The sequence below is a fragment of the Desulfotignum balticum DSM 7044 genome (assembly GCF_000421285.1).
Taxonomy (GTDB): Bacteria; Desulfobacterota; Desulfobacteria; order Desulfobacterales; family Desulfobacteraceae; genus Desulfotignum; species Desulfotignum balticum.
Map to the genome: position 1 here is coordinate 3745511 of NZ_ATWO01000001.1, position 26543 is coordinate 3772053.

Annotated in this window: 21 protein-coding genes and 1 tRNA gene; 6 read left to right on the forward strand and 16 right to left on the reverse strand. The window is 53.5% G+C overall.

Annotated elements, in window-relative coordinates:
* Positions 1–51: 51 nt before the first annotated feature.
* The gene (locus K365_RS0118870; protein ID WP_024335839.1) at positions 52–852 is read left to right on the forward strand and encodes a metallophosphoesterase family protein; all 801 of its coding nucleotides are present in this window, start codon (positions 52–54) and stop codon (positions 850–852) included.
* Positions 849–2207, forward strand: coding sequence for a protein kinase domain-containing protein (locus tag K365_RS0118875; protein WP_024335840.1), 1359 nt, complete (start codon positions 849–851; stop codon positions 2205–2207). Before K365_RS0118870 ends, K365_RS0118875 begins: the two co-directional genes overlap by 4 nt.
* On the opposite strand, the gene K365_RS0118880 is transcribed toward K365_RS0118875, so the two are convergent.
* From K365_RS0118880 to K365_RS0118925, 10 genes are all read right to left on the reverse strand, one after another.
* Positions 2196–2711 carry a hypothetical protein gene (locus K365_RS0118880; RefSeq protein ID WP_024335841.1) on the reverse strand — a complete coding sequence of 172 codons (516 nt, stop codon included), beginning with the start codon at positions 2709–2711 and terminating at the stop codon, positions 2196–2198. The two genes, K365_RS0118875 and K365_RS0118880, sit on opposite strands and share 12 nt — an antisense overlap.
* Positions 2712–2946: 235 nt before the next feature.
* Positions 2947–4260, reverse strand: coding sequence for a sulfite exporter TauE/SafE family protein (locus K365_RS0118885; RefSeq protein ID WP_006965595.1), 1314 nt, complete (start codon positions 4258–4260; stop codon positions 2947–2949).
* A 281-nt stretch (positions 4261–4541) separates the two neighbouring features.
* Complete coding sequence (locus tag K365_RS0118890) at positions 4542–5933, reverse strand: sigma-54-dependent transcriptional regulator (RefSeq protein WP_024335842.1); 1392 nt, start codon at positions 5931–5933, stop codon at positions 4542–4544.
* Positions 5930–7456: a PAS domain-containing sensor histidine kinase gene (locus tag K365_RS0118895; RefSeq protein ID WP_024335843.1), complete on the reverse strand. Its 1527-nt coding sequence runs from the start codon at positions 7454–7456 to the stop codon at positions 5930–5932. Before K365_RS0118895 ends, K365_RS0118890 begins: the two co-directional genes overlap by 4 nt.
* A complete protein-coding gene (locus K365_RS0118900) occupies positions 7453–7935 on the reverse strand; it encodes a hypothetical protein (RefSeq protein ID WP_006965592.1) in 483 nt (160 codons plus the stop codon). The genes K365_RS0118895 and K365_RS0118900 overlap by 4 nt, the downstream gene beginning before the upstream one ends.
* A complete protein-coding gene (locus K365_RS0118905) occupies positions 7932–8690 on the reverse strand; it encodes a 2Fe-2S iron-sulfur cluster-binding protein (protein WP_024335844.1) in 759 nt (252 codons plus the stop codon). The genes K365_RS0118900 and K365_RS0118905 overlap by 4 nt, the downstream gene beginning before the upstream one ends.
* Positions 8687–8917, reverse strand: coding sequence for a hypothetical protein (locus K365_RS0118910; protein ID WP_024335845.1), 231 nt, complete (start codon positions 8915–8917; stop codon positions 8687–8689). The genes K365_RS0118905 and K365_RS0118910 overlap by 4 nt, the downstream gene beginning before the upstream one ends.
* A gap of 12 nt (positions 8918–8929) precedes the next feature.
* The gene (locus tag K365_RS0118915) at positions 8930–11095 is read right to left on the reverse strand and encodes an NAD(P)-binding protein (RefSeq protein ID WP_024335846.1); all 2166 of its coding nucleotides are present in this window, start codon (positions 11093–11095) and stop codon (positions 8930–8932) included.
* Positions 11096–11109: 14 nt separating this feature from the next.
* Positions 11110–11625: a 4Fe-4S dicluster domain-containing protein gene (locus tag K365_RS0118920; protein ID WP_006965588.1), complete on the reverse strand. Its 516-nt coding sequence runs from the start codon at positions 11623–11625 to the stop codon at positions 11110–11112.
* Positions 11626–11650: 25 nt separating this feature from the next.
* Positions 11651–13738 (reverse strand): molybdopterin-dependent oxidoreductase, encoded by a 2088-nt coding sequence (locus tag K365_RS0118925; protein WP_006965587.1) that lies wholly within the window; start codon positions 13736–13738, stop codon positions 11651–11653.
* 421 nt (positions 13739–14159) lie between these two features.
* Here K365_RS0118925 and K365_RS0118935 point away from each other — a divergent pair, with 421 nt between their 5' ends.
* A complete protein-coding gene (locus K365_RS0118935) occupies positions 14160–14915 on the forward strand; it encodes an IclR family transcriptional regulator (protein WP_006965586.1) in 756 nt (251 codons plus the stop codon).
* 9 nt (positions 14916–14924) lie between these two features.
* On the opposite strand, the gene K365_RS0118940 is transcribed toward K365_RS0118935, so the two are convergent.
* The 6 genes from K365_RS0118940 to htpG all read right to left on the reverse strand — a co-directional run bounded on the left by K365_RS0118940 (position 14925) and on the right by htpG (position 22333).
* On the reverse strand, positions 14925–16646 hold the full coding sequence (locus K365_RS0118940) for a potassium channel family protein (protein ID WP_029725548.1): 1722 nt from the start codon (positions 16644–16646) through the stop codon (positions 14925–14927).
* A 69-nt stretch (positions 16647–16715) separates the two neighbouring features.
* Positions 16716–16791 (reverse strand) — tRNA-Val (locus K365_RS0118945).
* A gap of 58 nt (positions 16792–16849) precedes the next feature.
* Positions 16850–18097, reverse strand: coding sequence for a hypothetical protein (locus tag K365_RS0118950; RefSeq protein WP_024335848.1), 1248 nt, complete (start codon positions 18095–18097; stop codon positions 16850–16852).
* Positions 18098–18099: 2 nt separating this feature from the next.
* Positions 18100–19083, reverse strand: a complete 984-nt coding sequence (locus K365_RS0118955) for a polyprenyl synthetase family protein (protein ID WP_024335849.1) — start codon at positions 19081–19083, stop codon at positions 18100–18102.
* Positions 19080–20414, reverse strand: coding sequence for a 30S ribosomal protein S12 methylthiotransferase RimO (rimO, locus tag K365_RS0118960; RefSeq protein WP_024335850.1), 1335 nt, complete (start codon positions 20412–20414; stop codon positions 19080–19082). Before rimO ends, K365_RS0118955 begins: the two co-directional genes overlap by 4 nt.
* A complete protein-coding gene (gene htpG, locus K365_RS0118965) occupies positions 20411–22333 on the reverse strand; it encodes a molecular chaperone HtpG (protein ID WP_024335851.1) in 1923 nt (640 codons plus the stop codon). Before htpG ends, rimO begins: the two co-directional genes overlap by 4 nt.
* 204 nt (positions 22334–22537) lie before the next feature.
* On the opposite strand from htpG, the gene K365_RS0118970 reads away from it, so the two are divergent.
* The 3 genes from K365_RS0118970 to K365_RS0118980 all read left to right on the forward strand — a co-directional run bounded on the left by K365_RS0118970 (position 22538) and on the right by K365_RS0118980 (position 26494).
* Positions 22538–23011 (forward strand): PaaI family thioesterase, encoded by a 474-nt coding sequence (locus K365_RS0118970; RefSeq protein WP_024335852.1) that lies wholly within the window; start codon positions 22538–22540, stop codon positions 23009–23011.
* A gap of 16 nt (positions 23012–23027) precedes the next feature.
* Positions 23028–23399, forward strand: a complete 372-nt coding sequence (locus K365_RS0118975; protein ID WP_024335853.1) for a DsrE family protein — start codon at positions 23028–23030, stop codon at positions 23397–23399.
* A 152-nt stretch (positions 23400–23551) separates the two neighbouring features.
* Positions 23552–26494, forward strand: a complete 2943-nt coding sequence (locus K365_RS0118980; RefSeq protein ID WP_024335854.1) for a transporter substrate-binding domain-containing protein — start codon at positions 23552–23554, stop codon at positions 26492–26494.
* Positions 26495–26543 lie beyond the last annotated feature (49 nt).

The following is a 26543-nucleotide window of genomic DNA, read 5'->3' on the forward strand; positions in this document are numbered from 1 at the left end:
TTTCTGATATACTGATAATCCACAGAATGATGAATAAAAAGGACCCGATATATGAAACTGGCCATTCTGTCTGACATTCACGGAAACCTGGAAGCGTTCCAGGCCGTGCTCGATGCCATCGCCCCCCTTTCGATCGATACGGTCATCTCTTTAGGGGACAATATCGGTTACGGCCCGGATTCCGAAGCCGTGGCAGCGCTGATCAGAGAACGGAAAATCGCTTCAGTACTGGGAAACCATGAAATGGCTGTCAAAAACAACCAGAACCTGGCCTGGTTCAACCCTGTGGCAAAACGCGCACTGGCCATCGCTCAATCCCAGCTCACAGATGCATCTGTGGCCTGGATAAAGCAGCTGCCCCGATATCTGGTCACCGCCGGACTTCGTTTCGTCCATGGGGTCCCGCCGGATTCTGCCTTTCTGTATCTGTTCCAGCTGCCTGAAAACAAGCTGATCCAAAAACTGGCCCGCGCAGACGAATCTGTCTGTTTTGTGGGACATACCCATGAACTGGGGATCATTTCTTTGGACGGCATCCGCCTTGAAAAAGAAAGTCCCGCCCCCGGAACATATCTGCTGGATCCTGCCAAAAAATATATCATCAATGCCGGCAGTGTGGGGCAGCCCAGAGACGGCACGCCCGGGGCCAAATTTGTCCTGTTTGACACCCAAACCCTTGAATTGACGGTCAAGTCTGTGTCATACCCCTTTGAAAACACCCAAAAGAAAATCATTGCCGCCGGTATTCCTAACATGTATGCCGACCGGCTGGCCCCGGGAGGTCATCCATCAGGAAGCGTTGATCCATTAAAAAACGTGGATTCATCAGGAGACAAAGGAAACGGACAATGAAAAAAATCGGCCGATACACCATCACCGGGCTTCTGGGCAAAGGCGGGATGGGCAAGGTCTTTAAAGTCACCTATCCCGTGACCGGCAAGGTGGCGGCCTTGAAACTGCTGGATCCCTCCCCGCTGCTGGCAAAACTGACGGCCCCGAAGGATCTGAAAGAACAGTTCACCCGGGAAGCCGTGATCATGGCATCCATCCGCCATCCCCATGTGGTGGATATCCTGGATTTCTGCCAGACCGACGGCCAGCTCTACTATCTCATGGATTTTTTCTGCACCCGCCTGGGCACCCTGATGGGAGAGTGGGGCGAAGCGGAACAGACCCGGGTCATTCCCATTGACAAAGCGATCCATTATGCGGCCCAGACCCTTAAAGGGCTGCAATGTCTTCACTTTTTTCATATCATTCACAAAGACATCAAGCCGGCCAATATTTTGATCACAGATGAGGATACCGTTAAAATCTGTGATTTCGGATTGTCCTCACGCCGGGGCGAACGGCAGGACCGGCATGCCGGCATCCGTGTGGGTTCTCCGTTTTATGCGGCACCGGAGCAGGAAAAAAATCCGGATCAGGTGGATGTCACCGCAGATATCTATTCCACGGGCGTGATGCTGTATAAAATGCTGACCGGGCAGCTGCCGGGGAAAAAGGGGCCTGCCGTGTCTCGCCTGAACCCGGATCTGGGTGATAACTGGGATCGGTTTCTGGCCTGCGCCATGCATGCAGATCCCGCCAAACGGTTTCAGAGCGCAAACGCCATGGCCCGGCACCTGGAAAACCTGGCCCGGGCCTGGGAAGAAAAAAAAGAAGCCATCTGCGCCATGCCGGCATTTTTTGAAACCAATCCGGACGGCGGCGGTACAAATTGGGGGAAACCCGGTCCGGTCCGGTCCACACCAGCAAAGGTTCCCTTGAAACAGGCCCAAGACTGTTTCAAACTGAACCGGTTCATGCAGCCGGTTCACTATCCCCCAGACGTATTGAAGCGAATTGGAAACCATCTGGTACAGGATTCCAGCACCGGCCTGACCTGGCAGCAGTCCGGCGCGGCATTTCCCGTTACCTGGCACCAGGCAAAAGATTTTGTGGACCGGTTGAACGCTCAGGCATTCTGCGGATACTCAGACTGGCGTCTGCCCACGATCCATGAGCTGCTCACCCTGGCCAGGCCTGCGAAAAAAGATCGGGATCACTGTATTTCGTCCCTGTTTGACGTCGAACAAAAACGATTGTGGAGTGTGGATAAAAGTACGTTTGTGTCTGCCTGGTATATGGATCTGGAGATGGGATTTGTGGAAAGAAGCGATCTGACCGGTTTTTATCACGCCAAAGCGGTCCGGTCAGGCATTTGAAGCCGGCTTGAGTTTTTTCTTGATCCTGGACCAGGCCACCCGCAAACAAATATAAATCAGGATGAACGGGGCCGTGAAACTCAGTTCTATCCCCCCGGCCCAGGCCGGCATGGTAAAACCGATATTCCCGAACCGCTGGTCCAGCCAGGCCACGGCAAAAAACGCCGGCCACAAGGCTGCCATGCCCATGGCCATCAGCAGGAAAAAAGATTTGCCATAGGCTTCATTGGCCAGTTTATTGATGCCTTTGTAGGCTTTTTCATCCCCGGCCTGTTTGGCTTTCATGGACTGTTCATGGTAATACATGGTGTCATCCAGGTTGGTGGACACGGCAGACCGGTTGATCTTACCTGCAATGGCCAGGGTGATCTCCCCGATGAGCACGGCCCAGGCCGCCAGGCAGAACGTCCCCACCCACCACCCGGCCATGGGATTGTCAAACAGCCGGTAAGGGAAAATCAACACCGGATCGATAAACGTCAGTATGCCCTGTATGGAATCCATATCCCTCACAAAAAATAACCCCCTGCCGGAGGCTGAATATTTTTCAATAATACCTGTCCTGTGGCCTGAGAGACCACAACAAATAATGAAACTATACGCTTAACACTTAGCACTTAACACTTTCATAAAAATAACAACGGGTGATCAGAGACCGGAGAACTGCCGTTCCCTGAACACCCGTTGAAACAATCCCCGTGTATCTTCTAAATGTCAGACATACACAGATCCCTGACCGTTAGAACGGCGGCAGCAGGCTGTAGCCCAGAAACCCTTTGGAGGTATACCGGATACCCACGTAAAAGGCAAGAATGATGAAGATCCATTTCAGCACTTTTTCCGGGATATATTTGGAGGTCCGGGGACCGATCATGGAGCCGATGAAAATACCGATCAGCTCAACCCCGATGAATCCCCAGGCAATGACCACGCCTTTACCCACCATGTACGAAAAGATGGACACGATCATGCCCACCAGCACGCACAGAGCCGAGGTCCCGGCCACCAGAAACATGGGCAGGCCGGCCACAGACGTCAAAAACGGCACATACAGAAATCCGCCGCCGACACCCAGAAACGATGCCAGGGCCGCGATCACGATACCACCGATCATGGGCACATAGGCTTTGAAAGAAAATTCCTGTCCGTAAAAGGTGAATCGGATATTGCCGATCATAAAGGTCATGGCCCAGCCGGCCAGACACAGAATATAGGGAACGAATTTAAGGACCGGGATCAGGTTGATCCACAAGGCGGACAGCACCACCAGTCCCACGGCCGCCCACATGAAAGTCCAGGAACCTTCGATGATCTTGACGCCCTGGTCTGATGTATCGGATTTTTCCTTGGCTGCTTTTTCAAAGGCCTGGGCCGCTGCCTTGGCCTGTTTTTTTCCGGCAGATCCCTTGGGGGTCATTTCATAAATCAGAAAAAACCCAAGCACAAACACAATCAGTCCGAAAAATCCAATGTAATCCTTCAGAGAAATTTTACCGGCTGTCAGTTCCGGTATCAGCCAGGAACCGCCCACACCACCGATGGCCAGACAGATACCCAAAGGCGCCACCAGACGTCCCATGCGGTAGTAGTTGAACGAAGAAATCACCCCGCTCAAACCCACCAGCCACTGGTTGGATACCCGGATGGAGTCGGTGAGCAGGTTGTTCACGGGGTTGCCCTTGCCAAAGGATTTGGCATAGTCGGCCAGACCGAAAATCGTGATATGTCCCACCCCGGCCATGATACCGCCGAAAGCACCGACCGTGGAAAAAATCCAGCCCACCCAGATGGCCCACAACAGGCCCAGGATCAGGCTGGGGTCCGGGGCACCCGGAATGCCCAGAAATCCCGGCGCTTCTTCCGGATTGATCACTTCCATGGTTTTAGCAGCCATCTCCGGATCCTGGAGACTGGCTTCAATGGCTGATTTCATTTTTCCCGGCATGTCCGGTGTGGTCAGGCCGGCACCTGTCTGGGCCATGGCCACGGCCACAAACGAGAACAAAATCATCAGCGCGGTTGCCAGATAAAACCTGGTTCGGTTTACCATCATTTTCCCTCCTTTAAATTAATACAGATAAAAAAATTATTGTTTTTTTTTAAACACGGAGACAGGGTCTGTTTTCCGGTTTAATCAATTTACATTGTCGTATCATGTCAGCAATATTGGTGCCAGTTGATTAAAACACAATTTTTTGATTCATAACTCTATGAAATTATGATTATTTTATACTGTATCCATCTGATTGTCCGCCCCCGGTTTCAGGGTGTCACCCCCGGGGGTGGGCGCAATAAAAAATATGCAGCGCCAGAATAATACTGCACATGCCACGGCTACCGGAAATCATCCGGATCGATATCAAACCGTTTCATGACCTGCTGAAGGGCCTGCCGATCCAGCCCGCACCGCCGGGCCGCCTGGGTGATGTTTCCGTTGGCTGACGACAGCCGGGCCCCCACATATTCGTGATTGAACCGGGTAAGCACGGTTTCCTTGGCTTGTTTATAGGGCATCTCCATGAGATGGGCATCCAGGCTGTTATCCGGACACAGGTTCATTCCCGCATCGGATATGGGGATATCCGTTTCCTGGATTTCTTCGTTCCGGCAGTAAAGAATCCCTTGAACCAGCGCATTTTCCAGTTCCCTGACATTGCCCTGCCAGGGGTGCTTGAGCAGCAGCTCCATCACCTGGCTGGAAATTGTTTTCAGGGGTTGGTTCAGTTTTTTACAATTTTTGGCCACCAGGTGTTCCGCCAGCAGCGGGATATCCTCAATACGATCCCGCAGGGGCGGCAATTCGATGGTAATCACGGACAACCGGTAAAACAGGTCTTCCCTGAATTCTTTTTGCGCAATTTTTGCCCGAAGATCCTGGTTGGTGGAAGCAATGATTCGTACATCCACTTTCCGGACCCGGTTGTCTCCTAAGGGTTTGATCTCTTTTTCCTGGATCACCCGCAGCAGCTTGGTCTGGATGGACAACCCGATATCTCCGATTTCATCCAGAAAAATCGTGCCTTTGTCCGCTTCCTGAAACAAACCGGTTTTGTCCTGAAATGCACTGGTGAACGCCCCTTTTTTATGACCGAACAGCTCACTTTCCAGAATATGTTCCGGAATGGTGGGACAATTGATCGGAATAAAGGCGGCGTTGCTTCGCTGGCTGTGACGATGAATGGAACGGGCCGTCAGGTCCTTGCCCGTACCGGATTCACCGGTGATCAGCACGGTGACATCCGATGACGCCACCAGGCTGATTTTTTCAAACACTTTTTCCATGGCCGGGCTTTGGCCCACCAGGGGTGAAAAATCCTTGTCCCGGGCTTTGAGCAGCTGTTTATTTTCCAGAAGCAGCCGGCTTCGTTCCAGGGCCTTGCCGATCTTGAAAATCAGTTCGTCCTGTTCAAACGGTTTGGCAATAAAATCATAGGCCCCGCTTTTAATGGCCGTGACAACGGAATCGATATTGCCGAATGCCGTAATCATGACCACGGTCAGGTCAGGCAGGCGTTTCCGGATCTGATCCAGCAGTTCAAACCCGTCCATGCCCGGCATGCGGATATCACAGATCACCAGATCCCAGACATCGTTTTCAAGGATATTCAATGCCATTTCCCCGGAAAACGCCATGGAAACCGTACAGTCGATTTCCGATTCCAGGGTCCGTTTCAATAAACGGGTCATGTCTTTTTCATCGTCCACAGCCAGGATTCGGGCAGTCATTGGCGCATCTCCTCACGGTTGGGGTCGGCGTTTTGGGAAGAAGCCAGCAAAGGCAGGGTAATGGTGAACGCAGCCCCTTTGTCCTTTCGGTTCCGGACCCGGATATCCCCCCCGTGCCGACGGATGATTCCATACCCCACGGAAAGTCCGAGGCCCGTGCCTTCGCCCACGGGCTTGGTGGTAAAAAACGGATCAAAAATCCGGGAAAAGTCTTTTTTGGGAATACCCGTCCCGTTGTCTTTCACCGCGATATGGATCCATTTGTCATCGTGGCAGGCGACTTCCACCTGGATACAGCCTTTTTTTGCCACGGCATGGCAGGCATTGATCATCAGATTGATGATCACCTGGGATATTTCCTGTTCATTGCCATGGACCATCAAGGCCCTGGAACAGGGCGCCGGGGCTGCCATTTTCACATCCCTGAAATCCGAATGGTTTTCCAGAAAACTGATCACGTCATCCACCACTTTGCACACATCGATGGCATGCATTTTCTTGGTGCCTTTTCTGGCAAAAGTCAGCAAATCCGATACCACGGTCCGGCAATTTTTCACGTGTTTTTCAATGGTTTTCAGGTCTTGTTCATGCTCCCCGGGATTTTTGAGCATCAGCTGGGTATATCCTAAGATGATGCCCAGCGGATTATTGATCTCATGGGCCACACCGGCGGACAGTTCGCCTAAAGCCGCCAGTTTGTCCGCCTGGGCGATCTGCTGCTCCATCTGTTTTTTATCATTGATATTCTTGATGATGAAATGAAAGGTTTTGCCGCAGCCAAAAGCGCCGTAATCCACGCCGCCGGTAATCAGAACCCGGACAAAAGTCTGGTCGGCCCTGAGAAAATCCGCTTCTTCGTTCAGGATATATTCATGGGTTTCCAGCAGATTCAGAATTTTTTCCCGCTCAGACCGGACCGACAGAAAATCCTTGAGTCCCATTTTGTTGTCCAGAATATCGGGTTTCCTGTAACCGGTCAGTTCCACGCCGGCCTGGTTGATTTCGGCAAAGACAAAAAACGGATCCGTGACCACAATGGTATCCAGGGAGTGTTCAAAAATCCGCCGGGCTTTATGCTCCGAGCTGGTGAGCATTTCCGTTCTTTCCACGACCTTGTGCTCCAGGGTCTGGTTCAGTTCCAGGAGTTTGGCGCTGGTCTCTTCATGCTTCTGCTTGGCGGACAGCACTTTTTCATTGATGCGCCAGCTCTGGTTGAAAAACAGGGTGACCGTGCCCACCAGCATGAAAGAGATGGTGTTGACCGCCCCCGTGAAAGGACCGATACTGTTCCAGATATCCCCGCTGCCCGTGAGTACCAGAAACTGGCGCAGGATATGGCTGAAGGACCGGGACACCGCAAAAATGGTGAACCCGGCACAGATCCAGATCAGATAAAGAAACACCACATTATCCGGATCCAGGTCCCGCAGGGACTTGGCCTTGAACAGAGACAGCACCCCCAGCACCACCATGAACACGGACCCCAGCACATCCACCAGCAAAATGGGCAGGTTGGCGGTCATTGTCCGGCTCCTTTTTCTTCCGACCGCTGACGCTGGGCCGCAAGCAGGCTGTCCAGTCCCAGGAACAGAAAAAACATGGCCGGCACACACCACAGGTGATCCATTTTCAGAAAATAATAGATCACTGCCAAAAGCTGGGAGTCGGCCTGGGTGACCACGGCCAGCCGGGTGATGCTCAAGGTTTCGATGCGCACCACTTCGATCTGATTGTCCAGAAAATGGGCCACCAGCGTATCCAGGTTCCAGAAAATGAAAAACAGGGCCGCCAGTTGGATCTGGCGCCACCCCTTCTGCCGGATCAATCCCTGGCTGTTGATGGTGAACATCAGTGCCACCATGGCCAGCAAAAAAAACAGATGCCCGATCTGATGGGCGACAATACCGGCATTGCCGCCGTGCATCTGAATGGCAAGGGCCGGTGCCGGACGTAACAATACCCAGGTCAGGGCCAGACAGATGAGGCAGCCCGTCCGGTTCATTTTTTCAAATGGGCCTTTTCCGTCCTGGCCCGGGTGGACATCAGCTTGATACATGCCGGGCACAGGTTGTGATGTTCCTTGGTATCCGGATGTTCCGGATTGATGTGGGACACCCGGTTCAGAAAATCAGCCGTGGCAAACATCCGTCCGCAGGCTTCACACCGTGCCAGGGGCAGCTGCCCGATGGTTTCCCCCTGAATGGACACGGTCCTCACATTGTCCTTGTCCGTCACTTTGATCACATCCGTGGGGCAGATATTGGCACAGGTGCCGCAGCCGATACACTGGCCGTCTCCCTTGACCACCCGGCCGCCGGCAGCAGTTTTCTCCATTTTCAGGGCCCCGGCTTTCACGATTTCATGACAGACCCTAATGCACAGCCGGCACCGGATACATTCGTCCGGCTCCGGCGGCAATTCCACATGATATCTTTGGGCCAGTTCCCGAATCCGGCGGGCATGGGGTGCCAGCTGAATCAAGCGTTCAAACGCGGCCTGACGGTGGGCGTTGACCATGGGCGAATCCGTCAGCACCTTCAGGCCCGGCTTGACTTTGAGCAGGCAGGACAGCATCACGGTCTGACGGCCGCTGGGAGAGGTCGCTTCCACCCCGCAGACCCGGCAGGCCCCGGACGGTTTCAATGCCGGGTGGTAACACAGGTGCGGGATATCGATATTGTTGCTTCGGGCCGCTTCCAGCACGGTCTGTTTTTCTTTACAGGCGATGGGTTTCCCGTTGATGAAGATCTCTATCATGACGGCTCACCCTGTTTGTCGTCTAAAACCCTGAGACAGTCCTGGGGCAGGCGATGGGTGCCTTTTCCCCGAAGGCTCACCTCGATGAGATCATCCGGATCATTGATGGAGGTATCCGGGTCGGTCACCACCCCGTGGGTACCGATGAAATCATTCATATACGGTTCCCAGGCTTCATCGGATGATGCCTGAAACACTTCCACACGGCTGCCGCGTTTGAATACCATAACATTTCTCCTTTATTGGTTTTTAACCGGTCGGCTTGGCACATGCATCTTGGCGGACAGCTTGCGCTGACAGTTGTTGCACAAGAGCCGCTGATCCGATTTTTTCGTGACATCCGCTGTTTTATCGGAAATAAATGCCATATACTGGGCTGACGGCAGTTTGGCGCCACAGGCCTCGCAATGCTGGATATCCTGTTCATTCAAAATAGTGCCGCACAGCTTGAGCATGCGTTTGCCGTCCCGTTCTTCGATCACCATGGCATTGTTTTCACAATTGGCGGCACAGGCCCCGCAGGTGATGCATTTTTCAGAAGTCAGCCGGAAATCGGTTTTCACGGGATGATCAAAATCCAGGTACCCCAGGTGCAACGCGTCAATGCCCATTTTGTCCCGGCACACTTCCACGCATTTGCCGCACCGCCGGCACACATCGCACCGCAGGCATCTCCTGGCTTCCTTTCGGACCGCTTCTTCATCATACCCCAGCTCCACCTGCTGGAACGTGGTCCGCCGCCGGTCCACATTGAGCATGGACATGGACGGCCTTGTCAACCGCATTTTTTCCGCTGCCGTCATCTCGATCATGGGACGTTTGTGCCGCCGCACCGGTATCTTGGGCATTCGGGGCTGGGGAATATGGTTGAGATACCGGTGGATGGCATCTGCCGCCCGTTTTCCCCCGCCAATGGCCTCGATGACCGTGGCAGGCCCGGACACGGCATCTCCGGCCGCAAACACGCCCGGCATGCTGGTTTCCATGGAGGCATGGTTCACCTCGATAGTGCCCCTGCGGGTCCACCGGATCTTGTCAAAGGCGGTCATGCCGGAATCATCCACATACTGCCCGATGGCGGAGATCACGGCATCGGCGGGAATCACGAAATCCTTGCCCAGGATGGGCACGGGTGCCAGCCGGTCCGTGCCTTTTTTGGCGATCAGTTCCGCTTTGTTGCAGGCCAGACCCGTGATGACATCTCCATCCCCCCGGATCTCCGTGGGAATGGTGAGGAATGCGAATTCAATGCCTTCCTCTTCAGCCTGTTCCACTTCTTCGATATCTGCGGGCATCTGTTCCCTGGACCGGCGGTAGGCAATGGTCACTTTTTCCGCCCCCAGGCGCAGACTGGTCCGGGCCGCATCAATGGCCACATTCCCGCCGCCGATGATCACCACCCGTTTCCCGGGTGCATGACGATCCCCCAGCGCCACATTCTTCAAAAAAGCGATGGCCTCGATCACTTTGGGAAAGTCGGTTTCCCCCTTGATCCCCATATCCCAGGCCTTGTGGGCCCCGATGGCTATAAAGAACGCATCGGTTCCCTGCTCAATCATCTGCTCATAGGTTACATCCATGCCAAACCGGGTATTAAATGAAATTTTTACCCCGAGATCTTCGATCATGGCCACTTCCCGATCGATCACCTCTCTGGGAAGCCGGTATCTGGGAATTCCCACCATGAGCATCCCGCCGGCAAAGGGCAGTGATTCGATCACGTTGACGGCATACCCCATCAGCGCCAGGTAATAGGCACAGGACAACCCGCCGGGGCCGGCCCCCACCACGCATACTTTTTTACCGTTGGGCGGGGCCGGTTCCGGATTTTTATACTGGCGGTCGGACAACGCCCGTTCCGCAGCAAATGCCTTGAGAAACTTGATAGAGATGGGGGTATCGATACGGCCCCGGACACACATCATTTCGCAGGGCCTTGTACACACCAGGCCGCACACCCAGGGCAATGGATTGTCTTCCCGGATCACGGCAATGGCCTCGGCATCCTTGCCCTCGGCAATCAAAGCCAGATAGGTGGGCACATCGATCCCTGCCGGACATGCCATCTGGCAGGGAGACGGTGCAATAACTCCGCAATCGTGGGTCGGGCAGTTTCGGGATTCAATGTGGCTGACAAACATTTCCCGATGTTCCGTGAATGCCTGGTTCAACGCCTGCCGGGTTTTAACGGCTGTTTCATTGGGATTTATGGTTTCAAATTCAGCCATCAGCTCGTCAATGGCCGGCATATGGCCATCTCCGGCTTCACCCAGGGATATCTCTTCCACCAGCATCCGGATGGATTCACATATCCGCCGCACCCTGGGGTCTGTCAGCACACCGGAATCAATCCGCTCAGACAGGTATTGCAGGGTGGACTGGACCGGACAGGTGTTTTGAGCCATGGATCACGCTCCTTTCAAAAACTGCTGTTCTCAAGAGACGCCACGGCTTGTGCATGGCGCTGCCGACGGATCTGGGTCATGTCCTCGACTTTTCCGAATTTCAGGCAACCCGTGGTACAGGTGGTGACACAGGCCGGTTCCAGGCCCTGGTCCAGCCGATCCATGCAGTAATCACATTTCACCACTTTTCCGGTGCTCGGATTCCACTGGGGCGCGCCCCACGGGCAGGCGGAGATACAGGTTTTGCATCCCACACACAGGTCCTGCTGCACAAATACAATGCCGTCCGAGGACCGCTGCTGCATGGCCCCGGTGGGGCAGGCAGACACGCACCAGGGATCTTCACAGTGAAAGCAGGGCATGAAGATAAACGACATCTTTGGCAGGTTATTGATAAACTTGGGTCCCACCTGGATAATCTGGCAGGGTTTGGGACCTTCGGGAAGATCTTTATTGGCTTTGCACTGAATCTCACACGCGTGACACCCAATACATTTTCTACTGTCCTGGAACAGGTAATACTGACTCATTCATTGCCTCCTTAAGAGATGATAATTACACCGGTGTCACGGTGACAAACGTGTCATGATATGCCGGGCTGCCGCCCACTTTGTCGTAGACATTTTCCTGGAGCACGGCATCGGACAGCCCCCGATTGTAGGACCGGGCCGCCTTTTTGGCTTCATGGCCGAATCCATGGGCCATGAACACGGCCTCAGGATGAATCAAGTCGGTGACAAACGCCTTGATCCGTCCTTTACCGCAGGCGGAAGCCACTTCCACGGTGGCACCCTCTTGAATGCCCAGACTTGACGCTTTTTCACGGTTGATCCACAGCACGTTTTCACTCATCAGTTCATTGAGATACGGCACATTCTGGGTGGAGATATGGGTATGAAGGGCGGTCCGTCCCACCACCAGTCGGAACTGCTTGTCCGGATCCGCCGGTTTTGACGGGGATTCATACAAAGGAAATGACGAAAATCCGGCATCTTCCAGCAACGATGATTTGAATTCTATTTTTCCGGACGGCGTTTTAAAGGGAATATCGTTTCTGTCCCAGAAAATCTGAGATTTGCCGTAACTGACAAATCCTTTTTCCTTGAAATCCGCCCGGGTGAACCCGGTGCCTTCCAGCTGCCAGTCCACCAGTTCGTCCATGGTTTCATAGGGGAAATAGTTCCCGATTCCCAGCCGCTCTCCAAGACGCTTGAGAATGATGGGCCCTTCCAGGGTATCATACCGGGGTTCCACTGCTTTTTCCCGCAGAAACATCATGGGTTTGAGCCCGTTGAGCTGCTGGACGGAGTCGGTCCGTTCCAGATAGGTGGATTCCGGCAGAATCACATCTGAATACCAGGCAATATCCGAATAATTGATATCGATGGTCACGATGAGATCCAGCTTGTCCAGGGCTTTTTTGGTGTTATTGGTATCTGCGATGGACATGAGGGTTTCCAGGCGATAATTGATCAACGCCTTGATGGGGTACGGGTCTTCATTGAGAATGGCATACGGCAGGATCTGCGGCGCGCCATGGGCCGGATCCGGCAGCGGAAAATCCGGGGTCCCGACCTTGTCGAACCGGGGCACCGTGATTTCAGGAAACGTCTGTTCCGTCAGCTTTCTGGCGGGTTTGCCGCCTTCTGCGCCCGGCCCTTTTTTAAAAAAGATACCGCCTTTGGCTTCCACGGATCCCATGAGCGCGTTGAGCATGAGGATGGACCGGCGCATATAGATTTCATTCTGATGACTGGCACACCGATATCCATAATGGAAAATCACTCCGGGTTTGACTTTACTGATTTCCCTGGCCAGGGATTTGATTTCATTGGCTGGAATTCCGGTTTCCTGTTCCGCCCATTCCGGGGTGTAGTCTTTGATAAAATCCTGGAACTCGACAAACCCATGGATCCATTTATCCACATATGATTTATCATAGAGCCGTTCTTTGATAATCACGTTCATCAGCGCATAGTTCAGGGCCAGGTCGGTTCCCGGCCGGATCATCCAGTACCGGTGCGCCTTGCCGGCGGTCACATTGACCCGGGGATCGATATAGGTGAGTCTGGCCCCTTTTTCCAGGGCATCCATCAGGGTGTTCACCTCTTTGACATTGATGGACTCGAAAATATTTCTGCCATACAGGACAATATGTTTGGTATTCCCATAATTGATACCCATCTGGCCGTCCGTGTATCCGAACATGGACCGGCAGGCCGTGTTCATGGATCCCTTGCACAAAGCATCATGGGTGAAATGGTTGGGAGATCCCAATGCTTTCAAAAAAGCCTTGCTCACGTGCGTACTCAACTGGGCCCGTTCCCCCAGGGCAATGGCGTGTCCCCCATGGGTTTCTTTGATTTCCTTGAGCCGGGTTCCCACATAATCCAGGGCTTCGTCCCAGGACGCTTTGCGCCAGTTGCCGGAGCCTCTGTCCCCCACCCGGATCAAGGGTGTTTGCGGCCGCTGATCATCCATCAACATGGATTTACCGGCCGAGCCCCTGGGGCATAAACTGCCGTCAATACCCGGCACATGCGGGTTGCCCTGAATCCAGTCCACATGTCCGTCTTTCACACCGACTTTGATGGGGCATCTGACCGAGCACATGAAACATAAACTGAACACATCTTTATCCATAATTCACTGTCTCCTTATAACTGACAATTTAAACTTGAGGCGATTTACTTGCCATAACCGTGCCAAAGAATCTTTTTTTTTAAAAAACACGGGAAGAGATACATCATATCCTGGAATCGCCCCGGATCAAGCGATTGTTTTTTGTCAAACATGTCAAGTAAATCATTAAAACGTGATGACGTCAAGCAAATAGCCATGTCTGTAACGGTTCCGAAATCCGTTTGCCGCCGGAACCCCGGGCCGGGATGTGCAATAAAAAAATTGCGGCGCAAGACTTATATGGCACTTCCTTTTTTCCGAGACATTTTATGAACACCCCAACCCTGTTGTTGACAATTTTTTCTTTTTATGCCTTTCTTATGGAGACCCTGGGTCATTTTATCTGAATCAACCCATAAAAAAAGAAAAAAACCAACCGCCCATGACCAAACGCTACCAGGCACCCATTGTTAAAAAAGCCTTTGATATTCTCACCGCCATTTCCAGATCCGGGAAAGGCCTGCGCATCAGTGACATTTCCGCTTGTCTGGACATCAGCAAAAGCACGGTTCACGGCATTACCGCAGCACTGGAAGAACAGGGCGCCATCCGCCGGGATCCCGTATCCAAACGCTACACCATCGGGCTGACCCTGATGGAACTGGGCAAAGCCGCTTATGAGCGGGTGGATATCATTCAAACGGCCCGGCCCGTCATGGAGCATCTGATGGAACAATGCAATGAATCCGTGTTCCTGGGAATCCGGAATCAGGACCGTGTCACAGTCATTGATATTGTCGAATCCCGAAAGGATTTCAAGATCAGTTCTCCCATTGGTACGCCCCTTCCGCTGCTGGCCGGGGCCGTGGGAAAAGCGTTTTTAGCCTGCATGCCCCCGGCAGATGCAGCCGATTATCTGAAAGCCCATCCGATCCGTCGATTCACGGCCCGGACCATTATAGACCCGGACGTCTATCTTGAAGAACTTCACACGGTCAAATCCAGAGGATATGCCTTAGATGATGAGGAATATTTAGTGGGTGTAAGGGCCGTGGCTGTGTGTCTGTCACCCTTCTCCGACCAGCTGCCCGCCCTGTGGGTGGTGGGATTCAAGGCCGGGATGTCCGATGACCAGATGCCGCACATCATTGATCAGACCCTGGATGCGGCCCGGCGGATCAACCGGGCACTGGCCTGAAAAATCCGGCTACTCCGGCTCAGTAGCGGCAGGGTATTTTTCCATAAACAGTTTTTCCGCACTGGCCGTCCCGATCAGCACCAGTTCATCTTTCTTTTCCAGCACAATGGCCGGATCCGGGTTGATGATCAAATCCTCCCCTTTTTTCACTGCCACGACGCTGCATCCGGTTTTTCCGCGGATCTTTACATCCCGCAACACCTGGTTTTCCAGCCGGGGGCTTAATTCCATGCGGAACACATTCAAGCCTTCCGACAGCATAAGCACTTTCTGGGGGTGGATCAGATTCATAATGGTCGTGGTCAGCAGGGAACTGAACGACATCACCAGGTTGGCACCGGCCCGGTGCAGGGTATTGATATTCCGGTCCAGGCTGGCCCGGCTGATGATCTGGACATCGGGCCTCAGACGGCGGCAGTAAATGGTGAGATAGATGTTGAGGCTGTCATCATGGGTGGTGATGATAATGGACGGCGCATGGTCAATCCCGGCCTGAATCAGAATACTCCGGTCCCCGGCACTGCCATGGATGAAATGATCGAATTTCTCGGAAATTCCGGGTTTTTTCTCCACCACCCGGTAATCAATGCCGCGAAGATCCAGTGCATTGGCCACGGCCTGACCCACCCGGCCGCCGCCCAGTACCACCACGGGACCGTCCGACACGGCCCCGGATTTATCTGTTTCCCGAATAATGGAGCGATCAAACTGTTCCAGTTGCGCCCGGGTACCGGCCAGCACCAGGACGGTGGTTTCCCGGATCCGGGTGTCTGCCGTGGGTATCCGGAACATGCCCTGCTCCCAGATCCCCACAGCCGTCACCCCGCATTTTTCCCTTAGCCGGCTTTCAGCCATGGTTTTGCCCTGGAGCCAGGTGCGCATGGCCGGCACCTCTGCAATGAGCAGGTCATCGAACCGTCCGACAATATTGGCCTGCATATTGACCCCCAGCACCCGTCTTGACAATGCCTGGCCCAACATTCTTGTAAACTGGAACACATGGGTACTGCCGGCCAGTTGAAGAATATCCAGGGAGTCATCCAGGTCCGCATTGGTGACAGTGATGACCTGATCACTGGTTTCCCGGATGGTGAATATGATATTGGTGCTGGCGATATCATCATTCAACACCGCCACCATGACGGCTTGCTCGACATTCAACCGCCGGTAGGTTTCCGGATCATCCAGCTCTCCCACCACCACATGGTAGCCCTGGTCATGCAGGTCCAGGGCATGCTGGAGTTCCGGGGTCACAACGACATAAGCGATGCCGTATTGTTCAAGTTTCTCAATGAGCGTGACTGCCACGGCATCAAAATGGGTCAGAATGACGTGACCGGCCATGGTTTTTGGCACAGCCCTGGGTGCCCGGGATTTGTTCTGCTCTTCCAGCCACGGGGCGTAAAAAAACTGGATAAATGTGAACGGCAGCATCACCAGCAGAAAAACAATCCCGCTGAACAGCACCAGAACGGAAAACAGCCGGCCGATATCGCTGTGAAAAGTGATATCGCCGAACCCCAGCGTGGACATGGTGGTCAAAGTCCAGTAAAACCCGGTGATCCAGGAATACTGACGACCTTCATACAACATCAGCACATGGAACAACACAGAGAACAATGCAAAAAGAAATATCAGCATCAATACGAATTTCAGCAGAATCCAGCCGTTACTTCGGCTGCTGCCGGTTTTGAGCAGCAATGTCAGCTGGGTTGCCATGGTTTTCATCATTGCATGTTCCTGTTTGCCAAAATCAAACAAGGGGTCAGGAATATCTCCCTGACCCCCTGGTCTTTTTTGTGGTAGGCACGAGCGGACTTGAACCGCTGACTTCTACCGTGTCGAGGTAGCACTCTACCAACTGAGTTACGCGCCTTTAAATGATCAGGTTCTTTTATCAGACCCTGGGGGTCATGTCAAGAAAAACTGCCGGGTCATTGCCGTGTTTTTTCATTGTCTGATTGTGGAATGGTTGACTCACCGACTTCCCCGGTATTTGTCCCATCAATGAAACGGATCCTCACGTCAGTCTCTGTCAATTCAGCGATTTCAATGCCAAATCCATCAAAGGTCTTGCGCATGATATGCCGGGCAAACTGTTCGGTGCTTCCCTCATAGACCATTTCAAGAACGGCCTGATCCGATCCGATCTCCCGGGGCACCACATTCTGTATTTCTGTCATTTCAGCAAACCGTTTTTCCAATGCAATGAATCGGGGAAGGAACTGATTCCCTTCAATCCAGATCGTGAACCGGGTTTGTTCCCTTTGTTTCCGTGCCCAGGACTGATCCAGCTGCGCTGACAGATCCGCATACGCCAGGTCCACGGCCCGGACAATGGCCCGGACATCCCCGGGCTGATCGGCATCTGCTTTGGCGGCCGCCTGATGCTCACAGTCTGCAACGGATTTTCCCGTGGTGACATCCAGCACGTTCAGGCGGACAACGGCATCAAAACCTTTTTCATCTTCCATGGGGTTGCCGGATTCAGTGGCACCAGCCCGGCCCAGCACGACCAGGTCGGCATCCAGTTCCTGTGCCAGATCCACGGCAGCCCCCGTGTCATAAATGGACCTGAACTGAATCCCATAGTCTTTGGGATCCGGGCGATTTTCCCCCAACGCCACCACATTGAACCGGTTTTGCGTCATCTGGTCCGCTATCTGAATTTCCGCATGGGAATGATAGGGTTCCGGGTTATTTCCCCACCAGTATTTAGGCAGCAGATCTGACGCCGTTTGTTCGGCAATGAGCAGCAAAATCCGGGGTTGGTCCGCATCTGCATCGAAAATGCCCGCTTTTGCAAGCACCTGGGCCAGCAGTCCTGACTGCACACGGGATTCCACCCCCACCAGATAACTGTCTTCATAAGTCGCCTCCCCTAAAACCCGGAAGGTGCTGATATAATCCTCGGCGGACGGCAGAATCCGGGAGTAAAGGAATTCCAGATTGTCGGCAAATGTCCGGGGCGGCACCACCTGGGCAAAAGCTTGGGTGACCGCCTGCTTGAGCGCTTCCGACACGGCTGCCTGTCGGGCTTCAGGGATCTTTTCGCCGGCAATCGATTGAACCCCCGTGGTCAAAATCTGAATCTCATCGGTGGTTGCAGCGGCGCCACCCGGACCCAGAAACAATATTGCAAAAATTGCGGCCCAGACAACGGCCTGTTTTCTGATACCCATGATTACACCTTTCTGTGAACCGCATAGTTCGCAATTAAGGTTAAAATGGTTTTTGAGGCGGATGCATTAAAAATGGTCAGGGCTTGTTCCGCCTTTGCCACATCCTCTTTTGCCTTATTTTGAGTATAGGAAATTCCGTCAAGCGACTCAAGTTTTTCCTTCAGGACCTGAAACTGCACAGGATCAAACGCGGTTTCAGACAGCATCTGCTCCATCCATTTCCGGTCTCTGGCGCCGGCATGGGCCAGGCTGTAAATCATGGGCAGCGTCAATTTGCCTTCCCTGAGATCCGCACCCGGATTTTTTCCCAGCTGGGTGGCCGTGGCCGTATAATCCAGAAGATCATCCGCCATCTGAAAGGCCATGCCCACATGAAACCCGAAATCCGCCAGCGCATTTTCCTTTGCGTCAGACGCGTGGGCCAGTATCGCTCCGCACCGGCAGGCCCCCTGGATCAGCACGGCGGTTTTACGTTCGATAATTTTCATATACTGGGCTTCGGTCAGATCGATCCGGCCTTTTTTATCCAGCTGGTCGATTTCTCCTTCAGACATCTCCCGGGTGATTTCTGCAATCACGGCAATCACCCGGGAATTGTTTGTCCGGGCCGCAATGTCCAGGGCCCTTGCCAGAAGAAAATCTCCGGTAAGCACCACCTGGGCCGCCGGCCAAAGGGTGTGTGCCGCATCCCGTCCCCGGCGCAGGGCTGATCCGTCCACCACATCATCGTGCAGCAGGGTGGCGGCATGCAGGTATTCAAACATGGTGGAAAACATCACCTCATGGCCGCCCCGGTATCCGCACATGCGGGCCGCATGGATGAACAGCAGGGGCCGCAGACGTTTGCCGCCGCTGAACAAAAGGTGCGCGGCAATCTGCTTCACCAAGTCCAGGCGGGGGGCCAGATTCTCTTCCAGGGCCTGCTCCACCTGATTTAAATCCGGTGTGACCTGCGCCAGGATCTGTGTTTTCAAGTCTGTTTTCATGCCTTCTCCCCGGCGATGTCATATTCATACCCATCCGTTATCTTTACCTGAACCCGGGAGCCGATCGCAAGCCCGTCCGAATAAATAAACGTGACCCCGTCCACTTCCGGGGCCTGGAACATGGTCCGGCCGGTAAACAGGCCCGGTTCCGGGTTCTCTTCCACCAGCACAGGATAGGTTTTTCCCACATGCTTCTGGTTGATCTGCCCGGAGATTTCCGCCTGGGCCGCCATCAGGGTGTCGTGACGGACCTGGGCCACATCTTCGGACACATGATCCGTCAACGCATGGGAAGGCAGATCTTCGGCATCGGAATACGTGAATACCCCCAAATGATCAAAACAAATCTCTTGAATAAAATGCAGCAGCGAGTCAAACATCTCCTGAGTTTCCCCGGGAAACCCCGTGATCACAGTGGTGCGCAACGCCGCATCCGGGTCTGTCTGCCGGATCATGGCAAACAAATCTTTGAGCTGGGTGCGGGAATAAGGCCGGCCCATGCGCCGGAGCATCGTGGTGTCTGCATGCTGGATGGGTACGTCATAATAGGCGCAGATATTGTCATGGGCTTTGACGGTGTCGACGATCTGCCGGGTCAAAGACTCCGGGTGGGTATACAGCATCCGGATCCAGACGTCCGGATCCACGGCCGCTGTCTGCCGGGACAAGGTTTCCAGTACATCCGCAAACCCGGTGCCGTCTTTCAGGTCCCGGCCATAGTCCGTGGTGTTTTCCGCCGTGAGAATGATCTCTTTTACCCCTTGTGTTACCAGCGACAGGGCATCGGTACAGATATCATCCAGGGGGCGGGACCGCTGCCGGCCCCGCAGGGTGGGAATGATACAGTAAGTGCAGTGCCGGTTGCACCCTTCCGACACCTTGACAAACGCATACGGGTCTCCGGACAGGGCCCGGTCCACGGACAGATCGGCAAAGGATCGGGCATTGGGGTCCGGGAACAGGGTCAGACAAGACACGGCCCGGTCATCCACCACATCCACAATCTGCTCACAGGCCCCGGTTCCCAGGAATGCATCCACCTCGGGCAGGCTGTCGGTCAATCCCGGGTCATCCTTGTACCGCTGGGCCAGACATCCCGTGACGATCAGGCGGCGGCACGCGCCCTGTTTCTTGTATTGCGCCATCTCCAGGATGGTATCCACGGCTTCGTCCGCCGCAGAAGCGATAAAGCCGCAGGTGTTGACCACAATGACCCGGGCTTTTGCCGGGTCATGGGTTCGGGTGTGCCCGGCCGCCAGGAGCTTTCCCAGCATGACTTCGCTGTCCACCTGGTTCCGGGAACACCCTAAGGTTTCAAAATAAATGATCATATGGCTTTGGCCATCAGATCCCCCATGAGTTTGGAGAACCGCGACGGGTTGTCCAGCTTGCCCCCCTCACTGATCACGGCAATGTCAAACAGCAGATCCGCGTAATCCGTAAGCACGGGATTGGTGGTATCGGTTTCGAATATCTGTTTGATCTTTTCCATGACCGGATGGTTGACATTGACCTCCATCACCCGTTTCTGTTCCGGGGTTTTCTGGCCCGATGCCTTGAGAATTTTTTCCATGTAGGCGCTCATGCCCCAGTCATCCCCGGACAGGCAGGACACGGAATCTTTCAGGCGGTTGGACACCACCACATCCTTGACATGGCTCTCCAGCTTGCCCTTGAGAAAAGACAGCAGGGCCGAGTATTCGTTTTTCTTGTCATCATCCACCTTTTCCACATCCAGATCGCCTTTTTCCGCGCTCTTGAGCTTCTTGTCCTTGTATTCCGTCAACGACTGGGTCACCCACTCGTCAATGGGATCCACCATGAGCAGCACCTCATAGTCTTTGGCTTTCAAAGACTCCAGCAGCGGGGAGTTCATCAAAGAGTTCAGATTTTCACCCGTGATATAATAAATATCTTTCTGATCCTCTTTCATGTTCCCGATATACTGATCCAGGGTCACGTATTTGCCCTCGGATTTGGTGGTCTTGTACCGCAGCAGGGCCGCAATCCGCTCCTTGTTGGTGAAGTCCGTGGGAATACCGGCCTTCAAAGCCTGGCCGAATTCATTGTAGAATTCCTCGTATTTTTCCGGGTCCATCTCCTCTAAGGTGCTGAACACCCGTTTCACCAGGTTCTTGCGGATATTTCTCACCAGCCGGTCTTCCTGGAGGATCTCCCGGCTCACGTTCAGATTCAGGTCCGGGGCATCCACCACCCCCTGGACAAACCCCAGATAATCGGGCAGCAGTTCCTTGCAGTCATCCATGATAAACACCCGTTTGCAGTACAGCTGCATGCCGTGCTTGCGCTCGGGCCTAAACAGGTCGAACGGGGCCTTGGACGGAATATACATGAGCACATCATATTCAGTGACCCCTTCGAACTTGTTGTGGATCACGGCCAAAGGCTTGTCCCAGTTGTGGCTGATATGTTTGTAGAACTCTTCATGCTCCTGTTCAGTGACTTCTTCTTTGGGCTGGGCCCAGATGGCTTTCATGGAGTTGAGGGTTTCGTCTTTGCGCACCTTTTTAAAGGTGTCTCCGATGGGCTTGCCGTCCTTGTCCTTGATGATTTCATTTTCAGGGAGGGGCTCGCTTTTTTCCAGATTCATGATCACGGGATAGGTCACAAAATCGGAATGTTTTTTCACAATGTGCTGAATGGTATATTCATCCGTGAAATCCTGGTCATCTTCTTCCGGTTCTTTCAAATACAGGGTGATGGTGGTGCCCCGCTCTTTTTTGTCGATCTCTTCAATGCTGTAGGTGCCCTGGCCGTCCGATTCCCACCGCACCCCTTTGTCTGCCCCTGCGGCCCGGGTTTCCAGGCAGATTTTATCGGCCACGATAAAGGCGGAATAAAATCCCACACCGAACTGACCGATGAGTTCCGGGGTCAGGGTGGTTTCTTTTTTGGATTTTTCCAGCACTTCCATGAACGCGGCCGTGCCGGACTTGGCAATGGTACCGATGTTTTCGTTGACTTCGTCCAGAGTCATGCCGATACCGTTGTCCGTGATGGTGAAGGTCTTTTTTTCCGGGTCCACGGCCAGGCGGATCTGAAAATCGGTGTCATCGCTGAACAGGTCCGGTTCGGTCTGTTCCTTGAACCGGGCCTTGTCAATGGCGTCCGAGGCATTGGATATCAGTTCTCTGACAAAAATCTCCTTGTTGGAATACAAAGAGTTGATGATCAGGCGCAGCAGCTGCTGAACTTCGGTTTTAAACTGGTGTGTCTGTTTCTCTCCCATGGTTACTCCTGTGTCGATTTTAAAAAGGTTAATCGTTGCGTTAAAATAAATTTTTTCTAATTATTGTGGCAAAAACCGGATTGTCAAGGCCAGGGGTGTGCCTGGCCCCCAATCCTGCTGAAAAACCGCCTTGCCATTCTTTTTCAAAGATATTACATTGCCTGCTGACTCTTTCTTCATATTAAATCATCAAGGAGTTCGCTGATGGAACAAAAAGCGTTTCAAGACTATTATTCGGAAGAATTCAGCCATTGCTACGGTTGCGGCCGGCTCAACAAACACGGGCACCAGATCAAAAGTTATTGGGACGGAGAGGAAAGCGTGGCTGTTTTCACTCCCGAACCCTATCACATCGCTATTCCCGGATTTGTCTACGGCGGGTTGATCGCCTCTTTAGTGGACTGTCACGGCACGGGCACGGCTGCAGCCGCCACATATAAAGCCCAGGGCCGGGCCATGGATACCCAGCCGGCGTTGCGGTTTGTCACGGGCTCCATTCATGTGGATTATCTGGCCCCCACCCCGCTGGGCGTGCCTCTGGAACTGCGGGGCACGGTATCGGAAATGGGCCCTAAAAAAGTGGTGGTGGACATCCGGGTTTCCGCAGAAGGCAAACTGTGCGCCAAAGGCCGGGTCATTGCCGTGAAAATGCCGGACACCATGATGGCAAAAAAATAAAAAAAAGGAGAAACCCGTGTCTGAAAAAAACAGTGACCCCAAACAGAAAACAGTCCTGTTCGCCTTCAGAGGCGATCCTCTGTGCTTTGTCCATGTGCTGCTCAACGGCCTGGATCTGCACGCAAACGGACAGCAAGGAAAAATCGTGCTGGAAGGAGAATCCGTCACCCTGGTTGAAAAAATGAGCCAGCCCGGCCATTTTCTGTCAGACCTTTATCAGAAAGCCAAAGACGCCGGCATCATTCATGGGGCCTGCAAGGCGTGCAGTGCCAAGCTCAAGGCCACAAAAGCCGTGGAAAACGCAGGCATCCCCCTGATCGGGGACATGAGCGGCCACCCGGCCATGTCGCAGTTCCTGGCACAAGGGTATCAGGTCATCACGTTTTAACCGGGACAAGGCCCTGCCGGCTGATCCCTTTCCTGAATCCCCCCCATGCCCTGCCGGGCACAACAAATCATGAAAGCCGTCTGCCGTCACTGGCTTAACACTTAAACACTTAAAACTGTCATACAAAACGGAGACCACCCCCGATATTGATCATGCCCGGTGTCAGCAGACAAATAGCGTTCATCCGCCTGTTCATCTGTGTCATTCTGTGCTTTTTGTTCAGTCAGGCCGGTCTGTGTGCTGCGGCTCAGGACGCAGATTCCCTAACCATCACTCTGACGGAACAGGAAAAAGCCTTTATTGAAAAACATCCCGTGATCCGGGTGAGCAACGAGATGGACTGGCCCCCGTTTGATTTTGCCATTGGAAACCAGCCTTTTGGTCTTAGTATCGATGTGATGACCCTGCTGGGGGCCCGGCTGGGCATTCAGTTCGAATATGTCAACGGGCACCGGTGGAACGAGCTGGTCAACATGTTCCGGAAAAATCAGCTGGATCTGCTTCAATCCGCCTACAAATCTCCGGCACGTGAACAGATCGGCCGGTTCACTTCTCCTTATTACAAGGACAAAACCGTGTTTGTGGTGCCTTCCCACTCGCCGGGTATATCCGACATCACGGACATGAGCGGCAAAATCGTTGCCATTCCCAAGGGATGGGCCTATGAAACCTATCTGACCGACCATTATCCCGATATCCAGGTGTTGACCGTCAAGAACACGGAAGACGCGTTTCATGCAGTCATGAACCAGAAAGCGGATGCGGCCATCGAGCTGTCTGCCGTGGCCAGATACCTGATCAAAAAAAATTATCTCACGGGCCTGAAAATCTCGGGATGGTTCAACCAGTATGACAGCAATGACCAGAAAGCCCTGCACATTATGGTTCGGCCTGACTGGCCCGTTCTGCATCAGATGCTTGAAAAAGCGCTTTTGACCATTACGCCCGGGGATATTGCGGCCCTGGAATATAAATGGCTGGGAGAAATCCGGCCCGGCATCGACAGAGCACTGAACCTGACCCCGGAAGAAAAAGCGTTTCTGGCCACCCACCCAAAGATCCGGGTGGCCAATGAGCTGGACTGGCCCCCGTTCGATTTTTTACTAAACGGCGAACCCGCCGGTTTTGCCATCGATTATGTCCGGCTGCTGGCAGAGATTGTTGGACTTGATCTGGAGTTTATCAACGGCTACACCTGGTCCCAGCTGCTGGAAAAGGGCCGCACAAAAGAGATCGACCTGTTTCCGGGTTTGTGGAAAAGCCCGGACAGGGAAGAGTTTCTGGCTTTTTCCCGCCCCTATATTCAATTGATCAAGGTGCTGGTTACCCAAAAGGACGCGCCCCCGGTCCATTCCCTGGCAGACATGAAGCATCGAAAAATCGCCCTGCCCACTGGATACACGCTCACGGAGATGGTCATGGACCAGTATCCGGACCTGGATTATGTCATGGTCAAAAATCCGGCCGAAGGCATCAAACGGGTGTCTCTCGGCCGGGCCGACGGCTTTGTCGGTGTCTTAGGCATTGTCAATTATATCATCAAACAACAGTTCATCAACAATGTGCATGTGGCTGGGGAAATCGAACTGAATCAGGACCTGCCCCTTCACATGGGCGTCAGGAAAGACTGGCAAATCCTTGCCACGATCCTTGACAAGGCCATGAAACAGGTGGATCCGCTGCAATATGATGCCATTGTCCAAAAATGGATCGGCTCCATGGACCCGGCCGGGGAACTGGCCACCCTCACCCGGGAGGAAAAAGCCTATCTGAAAACCAAAAAACAGATCTCCCTGTGTGTAAGAACCGATGCCCCGCCGTTTGAATTTCTTGACAGTAACGGAGAATACAGCGGCATTGTGGCGGATTTTTATCAGCTGCTGAGCCGGAAAATCGGGGTGCCTATTCAGGTCGCCGGCAACGGTTCTAAAATCGGCACATGTGACATGATCGCAGTGGTGACCCCCAATGATCCGGACTCGGCGGACATTCAGCCCGGCTCTGCTTACGCCACTTATCCCCTGGTCATTGCCACGGACCGAAACGCCCTGTATATAAACACCCTGGAGGCTGTTGGTGAAAAACCCATTGCCGTGAGCACCCGGGCATCATTTTACCCGGACATCCAGACCCGGTACCCTCAAGTGAATTTCATCCCCATGGATTCCGTGGAACAAGGGCTGATCCAGGTCCAAAAAGGGCAAATGTTCGGTCTGGTGGACACGGCCCCGGAAATCGGGCATTACATCCAGGAAAACAACCTGTTTGATTTGAAAATTTCCGGTGAACTGCCTTATCAGGTCCGGTTTCAGGCCGGTGTTCCGACAGATGATCCAGTGTTGTTCCAGATCGTTGAAAAAGCCATTCATTCCCTGACCCCGGAGGAAAAAAAGCAGGTTTTCCAGAACTGGATGACCCTTAATTATGAGCAAAAATTTGATTACACACTTTTATGGGGAATTCTTCTGACTTTGGGCATTATCGGCTCTTTTGCCGTTTACCGCCACATCTCCATTACCCGCTACAACCGCAAACTGGGCCGGCTGAACCAGGAACTGGTCCAGGCCAACAAAAAACTGGAAGCCATCTCTTACCTGGACGGACTCACGGGCATCCCCAACCGGCGGAAATTCGATGAAGTCCTTGAAACCGAGTGGAAACGATGCGAACGAAATCAACTGACCCTGACGCTGATGATGATTGACATTGACTATTTCAAGCCTTTCAACGACCGGTACGGCCACCTGGAAGGCGATGACTGCCTGAAAAAAGTGGCCCAGACCCTTGAATCCTTATTGCGGCGGCCCGGCGATTTCGTGGCCCGGTACGGCGGAGAAGAGTTCAGCATCATTCTGCCGGGCATCGATCCGGCCGGCACGGAAAACCTGGCCCGAAAAATTCTGGACCAGGTGCAGGCCCTTGAAATCCCCAACCAGGACTCGGATGTCTCCCCTTACCTCACCGTGAGTCTCGGCGGCATCAGTTCGGTTCCCAACAAAGCATTACCCGCCCACTGGTTCATCAACCAGGCCGATCAACTGCTCTACCGGGCCAAGGAAAACGGCCGGAACCGGTACCGGCTGGAGGCATTGTAACTCATCTGGCGCAAACATATGACCTGACAATCAAAGGCTGAAAAAAAGG